The organism is Bacillus sp. FSL K6-0993, from assembly GCF_037977205.1.
In the GTDB taxonomy this organism is placed as follows: Bacteria; Bacillota; Bacilli; order Bacillales; family Bacillaceae; genus Bacillus; species Bacillus subtilis.
In genome coordinates this window covers 1,345,128-1,361,891 of the sequence record NZ_CP150275.1, presented here as the reverse complement: position 1 = coordinate 1,361,891, position 16,764 = coordinate 1,345,128, and the positions used below count along the sequence as shown (strand labels likewise).

At 44.9% G+C, this 16,764-nt stretch carries 19 protein-coding genes, 2 riboswitches and 1 other annotated feature; of the genes, 6 read left to right on the top strand and 13 right to left on the bottom strand.

The annotated features are described in order from the left end of the window. Positions 1-13: 13 nt before the first annotated feature. Positions 14-169: riboswitch (SAM riboswitch) on the top strand. A gap of 127 nt (positions 170-296) precedes the next feature. Beyond that, positions 297-2,585: a 5-methyltetrahydropteroyltriglutamate--homocysteine S-methyltransferase gene (gene metE / locus MHH79_RS07160; protein WP_003232565.1), complete on the top strand. Its 2,289-nt coding sequence runs from the start codon at positions 297-299 to the stop codon at positions 2,583-2,585. A gap of 40 nt (positions 2,586-2,625) precedes the next feature. On the opposite strand, the gene MHH79_RS07155 is transcribed toward metE, so the two are convergent. After that, positions 2,626-3,252: a histidine phosphatase family protein gene (locus MHH79_RS07155; protein WP_015383476.1), complete on the bottom strand. Its 627-nt coding sequence runs from the start codon at positions 3,250-3,252 to the stop codon at positions 2,626-2,628. A 134-nt stretch (positions 3,253-3,386) separates the two neighbouring features. Here MHH79_RS07155 and guaD point away from each other — a divergent pair, with 134 nt between their 5' ends. Continuing rightward, positions 3,387-3,857, top strand: coding sequence for a guanine deaminase (gene guaD, locus MHH79_RS07150; RefSeq protein WP_063336194.1), 471 nt, complete (start codon positions 3,387-3,389; stop codon positions 3,855-3,857). Between the two features lie 333 nt (positions 3,858-4,190). Here guaD and MHH79_RS07145 read toward each other — a convergent pair whose 3' ends face one another. Next, complete coding sequence (locus tag MHH79_RS07145) at positions 4,191-4,601, bottom strand: organic hydroperoxide resistance protein (RefSeq protein WP_015383474.1); 411 nt, start codon at positions 4,599-4,601, stop codon at positions 4,191-4,193. A 142-nt stretch (positions 4,602-4,743) separates the two neighbouring features. On the opposite strand from MHH79_RS07145, the gene ohrR reads away from it, so the two are divergent. Beyond that, positions 4,744-5,187 carry an organic hydroperoxide resistance transcriptional regulator OhrR gene (ohrR, locus tag MHH79_RS07140; protein WP_014476587.1) on the top strand — a complete coding sequence of 148 codons (444 nt, stop codon included), beginning with the start codon at positions 4,744-4,746 and terminating at the stop codon, positions 5,185-5,187. A 30-nt stretch (positions 5,188-5,217) separates the two neighbouring features. Here ohrR and MHH79_RS07135 read toward each other — a convergent pair whose 3' ends face one another. The 9 genes from MHH79_RS07135 to MHH79_RS07095 form a co-directional block, all read right to left on the bottom strand. Then, positions 5,218-5,643, bottom strand: coding sequence for an organic hydroperoxide resistance protein (locus tag MHH79_RS07135; RefSeq protein ID WP_003232574.1), 426 nt, complete (start codon positions 5,641-5,643; stop codon positions 5,218-5,220). A 127-nt stretch (positions 5,644-5,770) separates the two neighbouring features. Beyond that, on the bottom strand, positions 5,771-7,018 hold the full coding sequence (gene proA, locus MHH79_RS07130; RefSeq protein WP_063335118.1) for a glutamate-5-semialdehyde dehydrogenase: 1,248 nt from the start codon (positions 7,016-7,018) through the stop codon (positions 5,771-5,773). A gap of 11 nt (positions 7,019-7,029) precedes the next feature. After that, positions 7,030-8,127 carry a glutamate 5-kinase gene (gene proB, locus MHH79_RS07125; RefSeq protein WP_063335117.1) on the bottom strand — a complete coding sequence of 366 codons (1,098 nt, stop codon included), beginning with the start codon at positions 8,125-8,127 and terminating at the stop codon, positions 7,030-7,032. Positions 8,128-8,179: 52 nt separating this feature from the next. Next, positions 8,180-8,390: a binding site (T-box leader), on the bottom strand. Positions 8,391-8,477: 87 nt separating this feature from the next. Further along, complete coding sequence (purU, locus tag MHH79_RS07120; protein ID WP_100506121.1) at positions 8,478-9,380, bottom strand: formyltetrahydrofolate deformylase; 903 nt, start codon at positions 9,378-9,380, stop codon at positions 8,478-8,480. 70 nt (positions 9,381-9,450) lie between these two features. Beyond that, complete coding sequence (ykkD, locus tag MHH79_RS07115; RefSeq protein ID WP_014476583.1) at positions 9,451-9,768, bottom strand: multidrug efflux SMR transporter subunit YkkD; 318 nt, start codon at positions 9,766-9,768, stop codon at positions 9,451-9,453. Then, positions 9,768-10,106 (bottom strand): multidrug efflux SMR transporter subunit YkkC, encoded by a 339-nt coding sequence (gene ykkC / locus MHH79_RS07110; protein WP_015383469.1) that lies wholly within the window; start codon positions 10,104-10,106, stop codon positions 9,768-9,770. Before ykkC ends, ykkD begins: the two co-directional genes overlap by 1 nt. A gap of 77 nt (positions 10,107-10,183) precedes the next feature. Next, a riboswitch (guanidine-I (ykkC/yxkD leader) is annotated at positions 10,184-10,295 on the bottom strand. A gap of 32 nt (positions 10,296-10,327) precedes the next feature. Next, a complete protein-coding gene (locus MHH79_RS07105; protein WP_100506122.1) occupies positions 10,328-10,846 on the bottom strand; it encodes a GNAT family N-acetyltransferase in 519 nt (172 codons plus the stop codon). Further along, a complete protein-coding gene (locus MHH79_RS07100; RefSeq protein ID WP_100506123.1) occupies positions 10,836-11,363 on the bottom strand; it encodes a DinB family protein in 528 nt (175 codons plus the stop codon). Before MHH79_RS07100 ends, MHH79_RS07105 begins: the two co-directional genes overlap by 11 nt. Before the next feature lie 92 nt (positions 11,364-11,455). Next, positions 11,456-12,187 carry a DUF421 domain-containing protein gene (locus MHH79_RS07095; RefSeq protein WP_017695102.1) on the bottom strand — a complete coding sequence of 244 codons (732 nt, stop codon included), beginning with the start codon at positions 12,185-12,187 and terminating at the stop codon, positions 11,456-11,458. Between the two features lie 148 nt (positions 12,188-12,335). On the opposite strand from MHH79_RS07095, the gene MHH79_RS07090 reads away from it, so the two are divergent. Continuing rightward, positions 12,336-12,560 (top strand): hypothetical protein, encoded by a 225-nt coding sequence (locus tag MHH79_RS07090; protein WP_015252245.1) that lies wholly within the window; start codon positions 12,336-12,338, stop codon positions 12,558-12,560. 77 nt (positions 12,561-12,637) lie between these two features. On the opposite strand, the gene hmpA is transcribed toward MHH79_RS07090, so the two are convergent. After that, complete coding sequence (hmpA, locus tag MHH79_RS07085; protein ID WP_340035153.1) at positions 12,638-13,849, bottom strand: NO-inducible flavohemoprotein; 1,212 nt, start codon at positions 13,847-13,849, stop codon at positions 12,638-12,640. 226 nt (positions 13,850-14,075) lie between these two features. Beyond that, positions 14,076-14,594: an acyl-CoA thioesterase gene (locus tag MHH79_RS07080; RefSeq protein ID WP_003232595.1), complete on the bottom strand. Its 519-nt coding sequence runs from the start codon at positions 14,592-14,594 to the stop codon at positions 14,076-14,078. 159 nt (positions 14,595-14,753) lie between these two features. Between MHH79_RS07080 and MHH79_RS07075 the strand changes: the two genes are divergently transcribed. Beyond that, positions 14,754-15,614, top strand: a complete 861-nt coding sequence (locus MHH79_RS07075) for a dimethylarginine dimethylaminohydrolase family protein (RefSeq protein ID WP_322839566.1) — start codon at positions 14,754-14,756, stop codon at positions 15,612-15,614. Positions 15,615-15,703: 89 nt separating this feature from the next. Beyond that, the gene (gene pgl, locus MHH79_RS07070; protein ID WP_015383463.1) at positions 15,704-16,753 is read left to right on the top strand and encodes a 6-phosphogluconolactonase; all 1,050 of its coding nucleotides are present in this window, start codon (positions 15,704-15,706) and stop codon (positions 16,751-16,753) included. Positions 16,754-16,764: the final 11 nt, after the last annotated feature.

Genomic DNA, 16,764 nt, shown 5'->3' with positions numbered 1-16,764 from the left:
TTAATAACATTTTCTCTTATCGAGAGTTGGGCGAGGGATTGGCCTTTTGACCCCAACAGCAACCGACCGTAATACCATTGTGAAATGGGGCGCACTGCTTTTCGCGCCGAGACTGATGTCTCATAAGGCACGGTGCTAATTCCATCAGATTGTGTCTGAGAGATGAGAGAGGCAGTGTTTTACGTAGAAAAGCCTCTTTCTCTCATGGGAAAGAGGCTTTTTGTTGTGAGAAAACCTCTTAGCAGCCTGTATCCGCGGGTTAAAGAGAGTGTTTTACATATAAAGGAGGAGAAACAATGACAACCATCAAAACATCGAATTTAGGATTTCCGAGAATCGGACTGAACCGGGAATGGAAAAAAGCACTTGAAGCGTATTGGAAAGGCAGTACTGATAAAGATACGTTTTTAAAGCAAATCGACGAACTATTTTTATCCGCAGTAAAAACACAAATTGACCAGCAGATTGATGTTGTGCCTGTTTCTGATTTCACACAGTATGACCATGTACTCGACACAGCAGTCAGCTTCAACTGGATCCCGAAACGGTTCAGACATTTGACTGACGCTACCGATACATACTTCGCTATCGCCCGCGGAATCAAAGACGCTGTATCTAGTGAAATGACAAAATGGTTTAATACAAATTACCATTACATCGTTCCGGAATATGACGAGAGCATTGAGTTCCGTCTGACAAGAAACAAACAACTCGAAGATTATCGCCGGATCAAACAGGAATACGGTGTGGAAACAAAGCCTGTGATTGTCGGCCCTTATACGTTCGTTACGCTCGCTAAAGGCTATGAACCGTCCGAAGCAAAAGCGATCCAAAAACGCCTTGTGCCATTATATGTACAGCTTTTGAAAGAACTTGAAGAAGAAGGCGTAAAATGGGTTCAAATCGATGAGCCGGCGCTCGTTACCGCCTCTAGTGAAGATGTCCGCGGCGCAAAAGAGTTATTTGAAAGCATTACAAGTGAGCTTTCATCCTTGAATGTGCTTTTGCAGACGTATTTTGATTCTGTTGATGCGTATGAAGAGCTGATCTCTTACCCGGTTCAGGGAATTGGCCTTGATTTCGTTCACGACAAAGGCAGAAACCTGGAACAGCTTAAAACACATGGTTTTCCGACAGACAAAGTGCTGGCAGCCGGCGTTATCGACGGACGCAACATTTGGAAAGCGGACCTTGAAGAGCGTCTCGATGCCGTTCTTGATATTCTCAGCATTGCAAAAGTTGATGAACTGTGGATTCAGCCTTCCAGCAGCCTGTTGCATGTTCCGGTAGCGAAACACCCTGATGAGCATTTGGAAAAAGACCTATTGAACGGATTGTCCTACGCAAAAGAGAAGCTGGCCGAGCTGACAGCTTTGAAAGAAGGTTTAGTATCAGGAAAAGCGGCGATCAGCGAAGAGATTCAGCAGGCTAAGGCTGATATCCAGGCGCTTAAACAGTTTGCAACAGGCGCCAATTCTGAACAAAAGAAAGAGCTTGAGCAATTAACTGATAAAGACTTCAAGCGTCCGATTCCGTTTGAAGAACGTTTAGCCCTGCAAAATGAATCTCTCGGCCTTCCGCTTTTGCCGACGACAACGATCGGCAGCTTCCCGCAGTCTGCTGAAGTGCGGAGCGCACGCCAAAAATGGCGGAAAGCTGAGTGGTCCGATGAACAGTATCAAAACTTTATCAATGCGGAAACAAAAAGATGGATTGATATTCAGGAAGAATTGGAGCTTGATGTCCTTGTTCACGGCGAATTTGAACGGACAGACATGGTCGAATACTTCGGTGAAAAGCTGGCCGGTTTCGCCTTCACTAAATATGCCTGGGTTCAATCATACGGCTCACGCTGTGTCCGCCCGCCAGTCATTTACGGAGATGTTGAATTTATTGAACCGATGACAGTGAAAGACACAGTCTACGCACAGTCATTGACTTCCAAGCATGTAAAAGGAATGCTGACGGGCCCGGTTACAATCTTAAACTGGTCTTTCCCTCGAAACGATATCTCGAGGAAAGAAATCGCCTTCCAAATCGGGCTTGCCCTTCGCAAAGAAGTTAAAGCGCTTGAAGACGCAGGCATTCAAATCATTCAAGTCGATGAACCAGCGCTGCGCGAAGGCCTTCCATTGAAAACCCGCGATTGGGATGAGTACTTGACTTGGGCGGCAGAAGCATTCAGATTAACCACTTCTTCCGTGAAAAACGAGACACAAATTCATACACATATGTGCTACAGCAACTTCGAAGATATCGTTGATACAATCAATGATCTTGATGCCGATGTGATTACAATCGAACATAGCAGAAGCCACGGAGGATTTTTAGATTACTTAAAAAACCACCCGTATTTGAAAGGGCTTGGCCTTGGTGTATATGACATTCACAGCCCTCGTGTGCCGTCAACTGAAGAAATGTACAATATTATCGTTGATGCGCTTGCCGTCTGTCCGACTGACCGCTTCTGGGTAAATCCGGACTGCGGATTGAAAACAAGACAGCAGGAAGAAACGGTTGCAGCATTGAAAAACATGGTTGAAGCCGCAAAACAGGCAAGAGCACAGCAGACACAGCTAGTATAATTTGAAAAAACCATCTGCATTTGGCAGATGGTTTTTTCTATTAGAAAGCGGAAATCGGTTTCCGATGCTTCCCGTCCCCTTCTATTATTATTTCGGCTGTTCCATTTTCATCAAATTCCACAAGGCTCAATGATGTATCATGTATGTAAGCAGAATTCCATATGTCATTAACGCGTCTTCCCTTTATGATATTTAACAGCATTAATATAAAGACAGAATGGGTAACCAAGAGAACATTACCGGAAGAATGGCTGTCTAAAATCGTTTGGAGTGCCAGCCTTACCCGGTTTTCAAAGTCAAAAAACGTTTCACTTCCCTGCTGGCGATAAGCTTCGGGATAATGAAAATAAGCGTGAAAAAGATCTGGTTCGTCCCTTTCAATATCCTCTTGTTTTTTCCCTTCCCATGAGCCCAGTGACATTTCTCTGAACATATGATCTATCACCAACGGGAGCCTGCGCGACCCTAGTGCGGTTTTTGCTGTCTCTTCTGTCCGCTTGCTCGGGCTGATGTATACCTGATTCAATTCAATATCCTTCAGACGCTCCCCAAGAGCACGGGCATTGTACAGCCCAAGTTCTGTTAAATCAGAATCCATCCAGCCCTGCATCCGTTTTTCTACGTTCCATTGGGTCTGTCCGTGTCTGGCAATATATAAATGCAGCATGATTACCCCTCCTCTTTTCTCCTCTTATCTTAGCAAATCCCCCAAAAACTTTGTTTATTTTACACTTTTTTGAGAATGTTCTTTGCCCTTTTTTCGGCTATACTAATAACACTCTATTGACAGGAGGGATTGGGATGAATCATGAAACGTTCTTAAAACGGGCTGTCACTCTCGCATGTGAAGGAGTGAATGCAGGAATCGGCGGGCCTTTTGGAGCCGTTATCGTGAAAGACGGAGCCATTATTGCCGAGGGACAGAACAACGTCACAACAAGCAATGATCCGACTGCCCATGCGGAAGTGACAGCTATTCGGAACGCCTGCAAAGCGCTTGGAACATACCAGCTTGATGACTGCATTTTGTATACGAGCTGTGAACCATGCCCAATGTGCTTGGGCGCCATCTACTGGGCCCGGCCTAAAGCCGTTTTCTATGCAGCTGAGCACACTGACGCTGCCGAAGCCGGGTTTGATGATTCATTCATTTATAAAGAAATTGATAAACCTGCTGAAGAAAGAACGATCCCCTTTTATCAAGTGACTCTTATGGAGCATTTATCCCCGTTTCAGGCATGGCGGGATTTTGCCAACAAGAAAGAATATTAAAAGGATCAGGCATGTGCGGCCTGATCCTTGTTATTTCTCCAAGTAGCCGCTTTGCCCTGTGCAAATACAAAACAGCAATCATGCGAGCCGGAATTCAGCTTGGCAGACACCGAGCCAGCCGCCCCCTTCATCTGTAACTTTTGCAGGCTTTAAACGCTGTGATCGCTTATCTGACGTTTTATCAATAATCTGTGCCCACTCCTACCCCGTTCCGCGTCAATTCATAATGGATATAAGTCTGAATCCATTTATAAGAAATGTCTCAGACCTCGAAAAGATCACACCCGCTCCGACACAAAAAAAACATCCTGAGAACCCTCAGGATGCCGGTCATTATTTTAATTCTAGTTTTACATCAACATTTCCTCTGGTTGCCTTTGAGTAAGGACAGAATTCATGAGCGGCGTTGACAAGCTCTTGTGCCTTTTCCCGATCTAAATCTTTCGTGTTCACAACAAGTGTGACACCAATTTTAAACCCGCCGTCGCTCTCATCCTTCATGAGGCTGACCTGCCCTTCAATCTCCGAATCAATTTCGATATTCTGCTCTTTGGCTACGTGTTCGAGCGCGCCGCCGAAGCATGCAGCATACCCTGCCGCAAAGAGCTGTTCCGGATTTGTGCCGGTTTGTCCTTCTTTTTTGGCATTTGGCATGACAATATCAAAATCAAGAACACCGTCATCTGATGTAATATGTCCTGCCCGTCCGCCTCGCGCGGTTACTTTTGCTGTAAATAGCGACATATTTCCCAACCTCCTTATTTGTATCTAGTTGTTATATTTCCCTTTCTGATCTTTTTAAACATGCTAAGTTTGCCGAGAATAGGAAAAGTGAGGTTTTTCAGATACAATAGAATCGAATGACAAAAAAGAGTTGGTGAACAAAATGGAAAATAAATTTGATCATATGAAATTGGAGAATCAGCTTTGTTTTTTGCTATATGCGAGTTCGCGGGAAATGACAAAGCAATACAAGCCGCTGCTTGATAAGCTGAATATAACATACCCTCAATATTTGGCTTTGCTATTGTTATGGGAACATGAAACGCTTACTGTCAAAAAAATGGGCGAACAGCTGTATTTAGATTCAGGGACGCTCACTCCGATGCTTAAACGAATGGAACAACAGGGTTTGATTACGAGAAAAAGATCTGAAGAGGATGAGCGGTCCGTGTTGATCAGCCTGACAGAGGACGGAGCGTTATTAAAAGAAAAAGCGGTTGATATTCCAGAGACAATTCTGGGGCTCTCAAAGCAGTCTGGGGAGGATCTCAAACAGTTAAAATCCGCTCTATATACATTGCTGGAAACACTTCATCAAAAAAATTGAGGATGCCTTGTACAGGCATCCTCTTTTTATTTATTCAGCAACTTCAAGTGTCACATCAATATTTCCGGAGGTTGCTTTTGAATACGGGCAGACGCCGTGCGCTTTTTTCACAAGCGCCTCCAATTCTGATGCACTGACTCCTTCTCCTTTTACTTGCAGCGTCACACCCAGCTTATAGCCCTGGTCTGCTTCATCCTTTAACAGGCTTACATTCGCCGTAACCTCTGTCTCTACTTTTACCCGTTCTGTTCTTGCGACAAGCTGCAGGGCGCTGTCAAAGCAAGCTGCATAACCTGCTGCAAACAGCTGCTCTGGATTTGTCGCTTTTTCTAATTTCTTGGCTCTCGGTGTCCCTGGCATTGCGACATCAAGCTCAAGAACACGGTCTGATGAAATGACCTTTCCTTCTCTTCCTCCTACCGCTGAAACAGTTGCTGTAAATAATGGCTGACTCATTTTTCATTCCCCCAATATATTTTATACAATTAAATTGTACACAATTAAATTTGGTATGTCAATTTTTCTCGTATAAAAAAAAGCTTATCTCGTTACGAGATAAGCTTTTTCATTGAACATTGCCCCGCTATTCACGGATTTGCCCAGTTCCTTTAATGATGTATTTTGTAGAAGTCAGTGCAGGAAGTCCCATCGGTCCTCTTGCATGAAGCTTTTGCGTGCTGATGCCGATTTCGGCTCCGTAGCCGAATTCAAAGCCGTCGGTAAAGCGGGTTGACGCGTTATGATAGACAGCGGCAGCATCGACAGCCGTTTGAAAATATGCCGCGTTTTTGTCATTTTCAGTTAAAATCGCTTCAGAATGATTGGTGCCGTATTGTTGGATATGCTTCACAGCTTCTTGGACGTTTTCAACCGTCTTTACGCTGAGGACAGGCGCTAAAAATTCGGTTTCCCAATCTTCTTTTGATGCTTGTTTGCTTGAAGGATGAAGTTCACATACCAATTCATCACCGCGAATTTCAACTCCCGCGTTTTCCAGCTGGTCCAGCAATTCTTTCCCGTGCTGTCTTGCCCAAGCCTTGTGAATCAGCAATGATTCAATTGCGTTGCATACGGAAGGGCGCTGCGTTTTGGCATTCACGACAACCTTTTCTGCCATTTGCGGTTTGGCTGTTTCGTCAATGAATATGTGGCAGTTTCCTGCTCCCGTTTCTAATACAGGAACTGTTGATTCTCTCACAACGAGATCAATCAGTTTCTTGCCTCCGCGCGGAATCAATACGTCTAAGCCATCATTTAACGTAAAGAGCTCTTTTGCTGTCTCTCTGCTCGTATCCTCAATCAGCTGCACAGCGTGAATCGGAAGCGCTGATTGCTCAAGTGCTCTGTGAATGACACTGACGAGCGCTTTGTTGCTGTGGATGGCTGAGGAGCTCCCCCGCAGCACAACCGCGTTCCCTGTCTTCAGGCAAAGGGTAGCCGCATCAACTGTGACGTTTGGCCTCGCCTCATAAATCATTCCTACGACACCGAGCGGCACACGGACTTTTTCAATAAACAGGCCGTTTTCTTTTTCAATCGTTTCAAGAGAATCGCCGATTGGGTCCGCTAAGTCGATTAAGAGCTCCACCGCGTCCGCGATATCGCGTATCCGTTTCTCATCCAGTGTGAGACGGTCAATGATGTCCGGTGTTAAACCATTCTCTTTTCCGTTCTCAATGTCTTTTGCATTCTCCGCCAAGAGAAAATCAAGTTCTTTGCGGAGTCCGTTTGCAATGAGGCTGAGCGCCTCATCCTTCTCGGCTGTTGTTTTCATGATCATTTCGGCTGCTGCTTCTTTCGCCAGCTTCGCTTTTACAGAAACTTCACTCATTTTTCCGCCTCCTAATCTTTTACATTGACCCAGTCATTCCTATGAATAACCTCAAACGTTTTCTCAAAATCAAGTTCGTCACTGCGTTTGCCTTTGGCCTCCATAATCTCCTCAGAGGAGTAATGAGTTTGGCCTTTGCCGATCACGCCGCCCGGTCCCCTGACTTCCACAACCGCGCCTTTCGGAAAGCTCCCGTTCACACCCACAACGCCAGCGGGCAAAAGACTGCTTCCATTATGGATCATCGCCTCTTCGGCACCCGCATCAATGATAATTTCTCCCGATATCGGCGAGTGGAACTGAATCCACTGCCTTGTGTTGTTAACCGAAGATAGTTCTTTGTCTCCGATATAAGTGCCGTCTCCCCTGCCGTCCAAAATATCCGCAAGTTTTTGCTCTCCGCTGCCTGTTCCAATGAATACTTTCACTCCCAGAGACAGCGCGGTTTGTGCGGCTAACAGCTTTGATTTCATTCCGCCGGTGCCGACCTTCGATCCGGCTGAACCTGCATATCCAAGCAATTCAGGCGTGATCTCCGGCAAATAATCAAATCGTTTCGCCTCAGGATTTTCATTCGGATTGGCATCATACAGTCCGTTGATGTCGGTGAGAATTATGAGCTGGTCCGCGTGAATCAATCCGCTGACTAACGCAGAAAGCATATCATTATCTCCGAATGTCAATTCTTCAACAGATGTAGAATCGTTCTCGTTGATAATCGGAATGACGCCGCGTTCCAATAATTCCATTATCGTAGCATACGCGTTTCGGTACCGTTCTCTTTTCGAAAAATCATTTCTCGTTAAAAGGATTTGTCCCGGAGTCAGTGAGTATTGTTTAAATTGATTCATATATTGCTGCATTAACAGTGTTTGTCCGACCGCGGCCGCCGCCTGTTTTCCTTTGATGGTAACGGGACGGGACGGATAACCGAGGCTGGAAAACCCCGCCGCTACGGCACCAGAGGTAATCAGAATCATTTCATGCCCCGCTTTTTTTAACACGGAAATCGCCTGAACATGCTCTCTGATTTTTGCCTCATCAATGCTTCCTTTGCTATTCGTGAGCGAACTGCTTCCTATTTTCACTACTATTCTTTGTTTTTTCATTTATTCTCCTCCGCGGCCCTTCTACAATAAAAAAACCCATTTCATCCTGATTCATAAGGACGAAATGGGTTTCCGTGGTACCACCTTGATTGAACGTGCTTGTGCACGCTCCGCTCTCCTGTAACGCCAGGTTATGCGCCTAGGTTTTCCCCCTAGGACTCCAAGGCAGGTTCGGCAGGTTTCATGCGGCAAAATGTTTCAGCGATTCATTTTGCTCTCTGTCACAGAAAGGTCTGCTTACTAATCCTCTTCAACGCTCAATGATTTTTTTATATTATGCAAAGAAAAAAGACACTTGTCAAGGTTTTTTGTCATCAAAAATAGCCCGCATTGCGCGGGCCTCTTGCAGTCTAGTTAAAGACGATTGTTTTATTTTCATGAACGATGACACGGTCTTCCAAATGCCATTTCACAGCACGGGCAAGCACGCTGCGTTCAATTGTTCTTCCGATGTTTTTCAGCGCTTCCGTATTATCGCGGTGGTCCACGCGCTCAATATCCTGTTCAATGATCGGCCCTTCATCAAGATCGTTTGTCACATAGTGAGATGTCGCACCGATCAGTTTCACGCCGCGCTCGTAAGCCCGTTTGTACGGATTCGCACCGATAAAAGCAGGCAGGAATGAATGGTGGATATTGATGATGCGATTCGGATGAGCCGAAACAAAATCAGGAGTTAGAATCTGCATATAGCGTGCGAGCACGATGACATCAACATCGTACTGCTCCAGCAGTTCAAGCTGCTTCTTTTCGACTTCCGCTCTGATGTCTTTGTTCGCTTTCATATAGTGGAATGGAATGTTCAGGCGCTCCACCAGCTCTCTCGCTTCCTCATGGTTACTGATGACAACAGCGATCTCCGCCATCAGGTTGCCGGTTTGCCATTCCCAAATCAGCTCATGCAGGCAGTGGAGCTCCTTTGAAACGAAAATAGCGACACGCTTCAGTTCGCTTGCCAAAGTTAAGCTCCATGTCATGTCGAATTTTTCCGCAACAGAGGCAAACGCCGCCTGAAGAAATGCTTTTTTCTCACGAATGCCCGCGCAGTCGAATTCGATTCTCAGGAAGAACCGGCCGCCTTCAGGGTCTGTCGTATATTGATTTGATTCTATAATATTGGCACCGTGTTCAAATAAAAACGCGGAAACGGCAGAGACGATACCCGGCTGATCGGGGCAGCTGACCAAGAGCCGCCCTTTATCCTCATTTCCGTCACGGTATTCGTCCAACCGCTGAGTCATATATGATTTCATGAATAATCCCTCTTATCTTTGTAAGTCTAAACTATTTATCCATTATACTGAAGATTTGATAAAAATCAATTTATGACAGAATTTTTAAACCAACCGCTGAGCATAAAATCAACGCGATAAAGAAGATCCGTTTGGCGTCTTTCTGCTCCTTGTAAAAGAGGATGCCGACAAGCGCCCCGCCGGCGGTGCCAATCCCTGTCCAGACCGCGTAAGCCGTTCCCATCGGAATGGTTTCCATTGCGTACGACAGCAAGGAAAACGAAGCGGCAAAACCAACAATGATCAACAGCACCCATTTCACGCTTTTTTCTTTCGCATATTGATTCATAAGGGCCACGCCGGCCATTTCTAAACAGCCCGCGCACAATAAACTGATCCAGTGCAGCATTATGCCTCGCCTCCTTTTTCCTCTGTCTCATCCTGTGTCACAAGCTTCAATCCGATTACACCGATTAAGAGCACGCCAATTAACAATAGCTTCGGCCATCCAACCGGTTCATGAAACAGAACAATTTCACTAAGTACTGTTCCCGCTGTGCCGAGTCCGGTAAAGACGGCATATACGGTACCAACAGGCAGACTGTGAGTTGCTTTTATTAGAAGATAAAAGCTGAATATGATGCCGATGGCAGTGCCGCTCCATGTTAAGGCTGAGTCAGCGTGCTTTAAGCCTATCACCCAAACTACCTCGAAAACAGCGGCAAGCACGACCAATCCCCATTTCATTTTGAGTCATTCCTTTCTATCTTTTAAGATTCTCCGAAAACAAAAAAACCCCGGACAGTCGTCTCACATGAGATTGACTCTCCCGGGCTTTTTTCCCTCCGTGTGCATACGCGCTTCTATTTACGCGTATGTGTTTTCTCTCGGACCAGTCCATGTCAATTGACATGCGGAACCCTAGAAAACTTTACATGATATCATCATACTAAACTCAGCTCTATCTTTCAATTGTAAGATTTTCTTTCATATACCGCGATCGGTTTATTCCATTTTCTGATCGTTTTGCTGTAATGCATGCCGATTTTCTCCGCTACCCGTATGGACGCTTTATTACCCGGATCAATCAAAGCCGCCATTTTGCCGAACTGCCGATCGTTAAAGCCATAGTCCAGACAGGCCCGAGCCGCTTCTTGCGCATAGCCGTTCCCCCAGTGGCGGCGGGCAAACATATAGCCAATTTCCATTACGGTTTGATTTTCGATCTGCTGGGGAACGATGCCGCATTGCCCCAAAAACGCCCCTGTCCGCTTATCTTCGGCGATCCACAGACTAACGCCGTACCCTTTTTCATTTCGTTGGTTCCAATTGACCCACTCGCGGGTTTGCCTCTTATCTTTTAAACCGGAATAATATTTCATGACGTCAGGATCATTAAAAAGCAGCCCAAACAAATTGGCTTGATCCCGATCTTCCATACAGCGCAAACGAATTCGATCGGTCACAAGCTTCGTTTTAGCGTTCATACTTCGCCACATTCTGCTTCCATTCTTTTTTGAGAGCTTCAATATGTGCCTGATGATAGCGGTTATGATCTGCCATATGCCAAATTCCCCATCGTATCGTCGCGGTGTCACCTTCGAAAGAAAGCGGCTGGTTCAAAGCATGTTCAGTTAAAGTGAAGCATACCGATTTCAGCTCGTCTACTACATGCTGATGTCTTTTCAGGAGTTCATCTAAGTCTGGCTGATTCACCGGTTCAGGCAGCCGTCCGCTTTCATCTGTCATCGGGCCGTATGCCTGTTCAATATGGTCCGGTATCCGATTTTCCTTGATACGCCAGACCCATCTGATATCAACATTTGTGATATGGTGCAAAAGCTGAGCCGTGCTGTTTTTTGTTTGGCAGCGCCCCTTATAGTAAAGTTCACTGTGTGTCATTTGGCTTACGATAGAAGCCAGACGGAGACTGTTTTCTTCCACTGCGGAATACAGCAGACTGACCGTTGGCGCCATGTCGTTTCTTATGGATAAGTCCTTCATGTTCAGTTCCCCTCCTAACTAGGTACATTTGACACCAAACAAAAATTCCCTTTTAAAAAAGAAAAAAGCCCTCATTACAAGAGAGAGCCATCTTAATTGTTATTTCCCGGTTTATATAAGTAAGGATCATGCTGCGGATCATTAGAGGTATTTAAATCAAGGGATATATCACCTCGCGCATTCATCGTGCCTAGGGTGATCGAAGACAGCAATTTGGGGCTGTACCCTTTTTCCTCAAGCTTCTCAAACAGCCAGGATCGGTTTTTTTGGAGATATTTCAAATTATGATCAAGGATTTCGCCATCCAGTATGAGCGGAATCGGGATAAAGTTTCGTTCAGCTTCCATATTCAAATCCCGCACCTGCACCGCTCTCGCTTCCTCTTTCGGGATGACGCTTACTTCTCCCGTTTCTTCAATGATAGCAAGATCAATGTCAGCCGGGTCGGCATAGCCCTTTTCCCTCAGCTTTCCGAGCAGTTCATTAACAGTCAGCCTTTCTTTACGAAGGCCGCGTTCATCAATATCCCCGTTTCGGATTAGGACAGTCGGGCTCACGACCAGGAGCCATCGCCATTTATTAGATAAAGAGAGCTTGCTCATGATAAGATAAAGAACCAAAAAAGCACCCGCATAATAAATTGACATCGGCAGCTTGGATGTAAGGATCGGCTCACTGATAATGGTTCCGATTGCGAAGGTCAAAAGCAGATCAAAATTGTTCATTTGTGACACAGCTTTTTTACCGGCAAGCCGAAATAAAATATATGCAATCGAAAATACGATAACTGGCTTCAGTAAAAATACCCATATCATCCATAACACCGATCTTTACCTCCATCCGCTGGTTATATTGAGCCTATTGTGCCCCGTGGCAGACCCTCTATGCATCAGGGTCTAAATAGGCGAACGTGCACATCGCCTGAACATAACATAATAGAAAGTGACACCGATTGGAGGTGCAATACGCAATATGAAAAATCAGAAGTCGAATACCCTTTGGCCCTTTGATCTGCCATTGGCTCCCCAACCCGAGGGCTACCAGCAGCAAACAATCGACAGGCTGGCCGGTTTGGAGCTAAGGATGGAGCAACTAATTAGAGCGATTGAGGTAAACAATGAATTGCTGAGAACAATGCAAGAACAGCAAAACCGTGTATGCACAAATGGCGGCGGGTCTGTGATTGTCCGGATGTAGAAACCGGCGCTTGTCTACCTTCTTATATCTCAATAAAAAACTCTTCTCTGAAAAGGAGAAGAGTTTCATGTATGTGTTCAAACGGACTGCGCCAAACTTAATTGCGGACCGAATAGCTCGTAATGGATAGACTCCGGCGCTGATCCGAGCTCTGATACAAGCTTATGCATTGCCGTAATAAACGACGGTGAACCGCAAATATAGTAATCCGCATCTGTGTTGGCAATCAGTTCTTTGAGGAATTGCTGATCAATCTGTCCTTCATGAAAATGCAGATCACCTGCACGGTCTTCCTCTGTCGGCTCGCGATACACAAATGCTGTTTTAACAGCAGAATGTTTTGCTGCTTCTTCTACTTCATGGCGCAATGCATGATATTCACTGTTTTTCGCCGCATGAATGAACAGAATTTGCCGTTCAGGCTGTTTGGAAACAGATGTTTTAAGCATGCTGATCATTGGTGTAATGCCAACTCCGGCACTGATCAAAACGAGATCTTTTTGTGATGCATGATCTAAAACAAAGTCCCCTGCCGGTGCGCTGATCTCTATTGAATCTCCCTCCTGCAGCCCATCGTGTAAGTAGGAAGACACGACACCATCTTTCTTCACTGAAATTCGATAATAGTCTTTTCCCGGCATATCAGACAGGCTGTACTGGCGGATATGCGTATATTCAGAATCAGGAATCCGCACTTTGATGCTGATATATTGCCCTGCTTGGAATTCAGGTAACGGCTTGCCGTCTTCCGGTTTCAAATAGAAGGATGTAATTTCTTTGCTTTCCCGTTCTTTTTTTGCGATAACGAATGGCTTATACTTCTTCCAGCCGCCGGCTTGCTCTTCAGCCTGTTTATACATGTCTTTTTCAATTCCGATGAACGCGTCAGCAATGAATCCGTACGCTTTTTCCCATGCCTGCATAATGTCAGGGGTTGCAGCGTCTCCCAATACATCTTTAATGGCAATCAGCAAATATTTACCGACGATTGGGTAGTGCTCAGGCTTAATTCCGATACTGCGGTGCTTGTGGCCGATTTGTTTGACAACCGGAATGATGTTTCCTAATTGGTCAATATTTGCCGCAGCTGCAATAACGGCATTTGCCAATGCAGTTCGCTGTGTTTTTTTCTTTTGGTTTGTTTGATTAAAAATGTTCAAAAGCTCTGGATGGTCTTGAAACATCAGATCGTAAAAACGGCCAGTGATTGTTTCTCCATGCTGTTGCAATACGGGTACAGTGCTTTTAATAATTTCGATTGTTTTGTTATCTAACATTGTATAAACAATCCTTTCGAAAAGATGTATTTAAAATATATCTTTAAAATACATGATCTTACGAATAAAAGATATATTTAAAATGAATCTTTAATAAAGTTGTCACAAAATTATCAATTTAACATGACATTTGTTGCTTTTTTATAGAATCCCCTAGCAAAAACGGACTAACCATTGTAATAATCACCATTGAAAAGTACAAAAAAACCCAAAACAACTTATGTTTTGGGTTTAACGTTCACCAAGGCTTATCAGTTCCGAGCGCATTTGCAAGCGCCTGGCTGTGTTTCTTGCGGTTCTTTCGTTCATTAGCGCGCTGTACTGCTGTATTATGCAGCATGATTTCTTCTTCTGTTTCCGGTACAACCCTCGGTACAGGCACCGGCTTGCCATTTGAATCTAATGCGACAAATGTCAAAAAGGATGTGGCAGCGAGTTCCCGTTCGCCAGTCATCAAATGCTCCTTAATAACTTTCACAAATACTTCCATAGAAGATGTGCCGACCCATGTCACATAGGACTCTAGGCAGACAGAATCCTTTTGCCCGATCGGCTTTAAAAAATCTACAGAATCCATTGAAGCCGTTACGGTTTCACGTCTGCAATGGCGCGCCGCGGAAATAGAGGCAATGTCATCGATGTAGCTCATTAATTTTCCGCCAAACAGCGTATTATGGTTGTTCGTGTCAAGCGGGAACACCCTGCTGGTTTTTACAACCTTTGACTCTTTACAAAATCTTGTTTCCGGTGTTTCCATACCTTTCTCCCCTTTGATGTCTGATCTTTTAGCTAAATGTACTTATATTCTCCTATTAAACAATATTCTCTTCCATTTGTCTAAAATTTAAAATGGTTTAATGATTTTCATGATGAGGGAATAATAAATGTATTCTTCACACTTTAGGAGGAAAAACAAATGGACGTATCCATCCCGAAATCTCAGCACAAAACAGTATGCCGAACGGAATACAGCACACTTCAGAAAGTGATCTTATGCAAACCTGAGCACATGACCATAAAAGATGTTATAAACGAAACACAAAAACATTTTGAAGATGACAATATTCATGTAAAAACCGCCAACGACCAGCACAGCCGCTTAGTGGAGGCACTTAGGTCACATAACGTTGAGGTCGTCCTTTTGCCCGTTCGCGACGGACTCCCGGAACAGGTTTTTACTAGGGACATAGGATTTGTCATCGGAGAAAAAGCCTTCCTATCGAGCATGACTGAACCGATTCGCCAAGGAGAAGAAGCCGTTATAAAAGATTTTTTTCACAGCCAAGGTATCTCTTACACCCGTATGCTTGATACGAGTATTGAAGGCGGAGACGTCATTATCGATGATGACATTGTCTATGTCGGAATCAGCCAGCGCACCGACATTTCAGCTATCGGCCAGCTGGAAGAGGCACTTTCTGAATATACGATCGTTCCAGTGAAGCTTCATGAAAAATTTTTGCATTTGGACTGCGTATTTAACATTGTATCTGAAAGCGAAGCGTTAATTTATCCACAGGCCATTGAGCCAGATGCAGCCGATATGCTGGCGAAACGTTATGATCTTATTGAGGTGCCCGAGGACGAACAATTTACGCTTGGCACCAACGTCCTTTCAATCGGAAAAAAAACGATCATCAGTCTCCCTGGCAACCGCCATGTCAATCAACAGCTATCGAAAAGAGGCTATCACATTATCGAAATTGACCTGTCAGAAATTATTAAATCAGGCGGCTCCTTCAGGTGCTGCACAATGCCGCTGATTCGAGGCGATTGAAGAAACTTCCCCTTTTTCATGTTTTGAACAGCTTATTTTAGCAAGATACGTTAATATAGAGGTGACATCATTTTTAAGGGGGAAATCGCATGACAAAATACATAGGATATGTGGGAACATATACAAAAGGCGGAAGCGAAGGAATTTATTCATTTGAGCTTGATACTGAGAAAAAAGCACTCAGCGAGCCAAAGCTGGCCGCTAAGCTGGGCAACCCGACATATGTGGCGCCGAATAAAAACAACACCATCCTTTATTCCATCGAAAAAGCAGACGGCCAAGGCGGAGTTGCTGCCTATCAAATCGATAAAAACAGCGGCGAATTGACATTTCTGAATCATCAGTTAATTGACGGCCCTTCGCCATGCCACGTAAGCGTTGATGATCAAAATCAATTCGTCCTGACTGCCAATTATCACAGCGGGAAGGTACACGTTTTTCCGGTTCAGGAAGACGGCAGCTTGCAATCACCTGTTTCAGAGGCCGCTCACACAGGAAAAGGGCCGCACGAAAGACAAGAAAAACCGCATACACACTACGCGGGGTTCACACCTGAACACAATTATGTGGTAGCGGTTGATTTAGGTATAGATAAGCTCTACACCTATAAGCTGAAAGACGGCGTATTGACTGAATCCGGAAGCCATTCCTTCGCCCCCGGTGCAGGACCTCGCCATATCGCTTTTCATCCGAAAGAAAAATACGCTTATGTCATGACAGAATTAAGCAATGAAGTGATTGCGCTTGAATACAACCCGACAGCCGGCGAATTTAGAGAAATCCAAGTCGTTTCTGCCATCCCTGATGATTTTACAGATAACAGCCAGGGAAGCGCAATTCATGTCACAGAGGACGGACGTTTTGTTTATGTCGCAAACCGCGGCCATGACAGTATCGCCGTATTTGAAGTGAATCAATATTCAGGAGAGCTGGCTTTCGTAGAAAGAGTGTCGACTGAAGGCAACTGGCCTCGTGACTTTGTATTTGACCCAACGGAAGGGTTCCTCGTTGCTTCAAATGAAGAAACAGGCAACCTCGTCTTGTTTGAAAGAGACAAAGAAACCGGCCGATTGACACTCCTCCCATCAACGGTTTCTGTCCCTTACCCGGTTTGTGTAAAGTTTTTACATCAACTATAAACAAATGGAGT

Excerpts from the sequence above, each read along its gene's own strand:
- metE (WP_003232565.1), top strand. The coding sequence starts at position 297 with ATGACAACCATCAAAACATCGAATTTAGGATTTCCGAGAATCGGACTG.
- MHH79_RS07155 (WP_015383476.1), bottom strand. The coding sequence starts at position 3,252 with ATGCTGCATTTATATATTGCCAGACACGGACAGACCCAATGGAACGTA.
- guaD (WP_063336194.1), top strand. The coding sequence starts at position 3,387 with ATGAATCATGAAACGTTCTTAAAACGGGCTGTCACTCTCGCATGTGAA.
- MHH79_RS07145 (WP_015383474.1), bottom strand. The coding sequence starts at position 4,601 with ATGTCGCTATTTACAGCAAAAGTAACCGCGCGAGGCGGACGGGCAGGA.
- ohrR (WP_014476587.1), top strand. The coding sequence starts at position 4,744 with ATGGAAAATAAATTTGATCATATGAAATTGGAGAATCAGCTTTGTTTT.
- MHH79_RS07135 (WP_003232574.1), bottom strand. The coding sequence starts at position 5,643 with ATGAGTCAGCCATTATTTACAGCAACTGTTTCAGCGGTAGGAGGAAGA.
- proA (WP_063335118.1), bottom strand. The coding sequence starts at position 7,018 with ATGAGTGAAGTTTCTGTAAAAGCGAAGCTGGCGAAAGAAGCAGCAGCC.
- proB (WP_063335117.1), bottom strand. The coding sequence starts at position 8,127 with ATGAAAAAACAAAGAATAGTAGTGAAAATAGGAAGCAGTTCGCTCACG.
- purU (WP_100506121.1), bottom strand. The coding sequence starts at position 9,380 with ATGAAATCATATATGACTCAGCGGTTGGACGAATACCGTGACGGAAAT.
- ykkD (WP_014476583.1), bottom strand. The coding sequence starts at position 9,768 with ATGCTGCACTGGATCAGTTTATTGTGCGCGGGCTGTTTAGAAATGGCC.
- ykkC (WP_015383469.1), bottom strand. The coding sequence starts at position 10,106 with ATGAAATGGGGATTGGTCGTGCTTGCCGCTGTTTTCGAGGTAGTTTGG.
- MHH79_RS07105 (WP_100506122.1), bottom strand. The coding sequence starts at position 10,846 with ATGAACGCTAAAACGAAGCTTGTGACCGATCGAATTCGTTTGCGCTGT.
- MHH79_RS07100 (WP_100506123.1), bottom strand. The coding sequence starts at position 11,363 with ATGAAGGACTTATCCATAAGAAACGACATGGCGCCAACGGTCAGTCTG.
- MHH79_RS07090 (WP_015252245.1), top strand. The coding sequence starts at position 12,336 with ATGAAAAATCAGAAGTCGAATACCCTTTGGCCCTTTGATCTGCCATTG.
- MHH79_RS07080 (WP_003232595.1), bottom strand. The coding sequence starts at position 14,594 with ATGGAAACACCGGAAACAAGATTTTGTAAAGAGTCAAAGGTTGTAAAA.
- MHH79_RS07075 (WP_322839566.1), top strand. The coding sequence starts at position 14,754 with ATGGACGTATCCATCCCGAAATCTCAGCACAAAACAGTATGCCGAACG.
- pgl (WP_015383463.1), top strand. The coding sequence starts at position 15,704 with ATGACAAAATACATAGGATATGTGGGAACATATACAAAAGGCGGAAGC.